Origin of the sequence: Lactobacillus sp. ESL0237 (assembly GCF_003692985.1) — a bacterium.
In the GTDB taxonomy this organism is placed as follows: domain Bacteria; phylum Bacillota; class Bacilli; order Lactobacillales; family Lactobacillaceae; genus Lactobacillus; species Lactobacillus bombicola.
On the sequence record NZ_REHE01000020.1, the window covers coordinates 1 to 1992 of the forward strand.

The window sequence follows — 1992 nt, forward strand, 5'->3', positions numbered from 1 at the left end:
GTTGTGGACAAAATTACTCTTTTCTTTATATTTTCAATCAAATATAATAATTATATATATAAAATTATTATTTTATGAAGGAGTACATTATGAAGAAAATTATTACAATTATTTCTGTCGCAATTGCGAGTTTGTCATTAGTGGGATGCTCTAATTCCTCTACTAACAAGAGTAATAATCAATCTAAAACATCCACAGTTAAACCTAAGCCAAAGTATTATTTTGATGGTGAAAAGGCAAGTATCCGTGATTTAGATATAACTATTACAAAAGTTAGGTTTTTTAAGGGATTAACTCCTAAGGACAAAAAACAAATAGCTTTTGAATATATTGTAAAAAATAAGAGTAAAAAGAAATTAGATATCACAACTTCTTGGTTGGCCGTATTCAATGCATATCAAGATAATAAAAATACAGATGGCAAACTAGAAGTTGGTTCAACACCTTTGAACTATGCTGGTAAAATCTTGAATAATCAAAATAAGTCCATAAAAAAAGGTGGAAAACTCGAAGGTGCTATTGCATATAACCTTGATAGTAATAAGATTCCCGTTACTTTGAAAGCTACCAAAGGTGTTGATGGACCAAAAATTGGCCAAAAGACATTCAAGCTTGGCAAGTTTACATCTCAAAGTAACAAACTTGGAGTAAATTAGATTTTATTAAGATAACTGCTGTGCTGAATAGCATGGCAGTTTTTTGTTGGGAAATTATTTAATGTTTTAGATTACAGCACTAGTAGCAGTTTTTTCTTTTTCATGCTCTTCAATATACAAGGTATCACGATACTCATAAGCATCAGGATACTCATTAAAATCAAAAGTTAGTTCCTTGTGTTTAGCAAGAACTTCCTTGATTTTATTCATAGGTACCTTAAAGTATTCTTTGCGCTTATTTACGCGATTAACACGATATTCTTTAAAGTAAGTATGTAAACTAGATTCTAAGCTGAATGCATCTTCACTGAATACTAAAGCATTAACATCAAATTTAAATGGTACAGAAGCATTTCCTAATTCATTAATGCGATCCATTGGGTCTAATCTACGAGTTACTCCGATTTTATATACATCTTTACCAAATGAACCAATATTAGAAATTATATAAACATATCCAGCTGTAGGATTGGCTGCTCTATCTTGTAATTTTTCTTTTCTCTCACGAATATTATTAAGTTTATCTTGTAATTCTTGTAATTGATGTTTAAGAGCTAACACCTCAGATGTATCTGTAGTCTTGCTTAATTTGTCAGCTATGCGATCTTTTGCTTGAGTAAAGTGAGCTTCATCCTTTTCGTATTTGGCACGTTCTGATGCAATTTCACGCTGTAATTTCTTTTCCTCACGCTCTCGTTCACGTTGCTCTCGTAATTGCTCTTTTTCTTCTTCTTTTTTCAATGCATATTCGAGACCAATATGAGCTTCGTCCAATTTACTGTCAAGATAATCAGTGGTAAGGCGGATACCATTAGGCTCATTTAATTTATTTAACTGTGCAAATGATGTATTTATTCTTTTTTCAATAGTTTCAATATTAGATTTTGTTACCTTGTTAATGGCTGCTTCACATTCACCGTTAAAGGAGCGGAGTAATTGTTTTATATTTTTCTTCTGCATGGATTTTCCCTTAGCTAAAGAGCCATTCATGGTCATAGGTTCGAATATTTCGGCTGCTATTTCATTACGAATCATTGTTTTTTGATTAGATCGAACTTCAGTCAGTTTACCTTTATAAGTACTTGAATTCGAAAATTCATAACGTGGTTTATAGAGACCATAGCTTTCGTAATTTATTTCCTCAGACAAGTCTACAATTTGGTTATTTAATTCGTCTACCTTGGTATACAGTGAGTTTATAGTAGTTGTAAGTTGTTTTTCTTTATTCTGCTTAGTCTTAATTATTTTATCTAATTCATTCAATTCAGAATTCTTTTTTTCAATAAGAGCATCAAGTTCAACAGGTTTCATTTGCTGAACGCTCAATTTAAGCTCA

The 1992-nt window shown here is 31.2% G+C and carries 2 protein-coding genes; one reads left to right on the forward strand and one right to left on the reverse strand.

Annotated features, from left to right (window positions below):
- Positions 1 to 89 precede the first annotated feature (89 nt).
- Complete coding sequence (locus F5ESL0237_RS08310; RefSeq protein ID WP_158592450.1) at positions 90 to 656, forward strand: DUF5067 domain-containing protein; 567 nt, start codon at positions 90 to 92, stop codon at positions 654 to 656.
- Positions 657 to 722: 66 nt separating this feature from the next.
- On the opposite strand, the gene F5ESL0237_RS08315 is transcribed toward F5ESL0237_RS08310, so the two are convergent.
- On the reverse strand, positions 723 to 1992 hold a 1270-nt coding region (locus F5ESL0237_RS08315), incomplete at its 5' end, for a DUF4041 domain-containing protein (RefSeq protein ID WP_122025393.1).

What these genes read in the sequence shown, in the direction of transcription:
- F5ESL0237_RS08310 (WP_158592450.1), top strand. Translation starts at nt 90, where the DNA reads ATGAAGAAAATTATTACAATTATTTCTGTCGCAATTGCGAGTTTGTCA.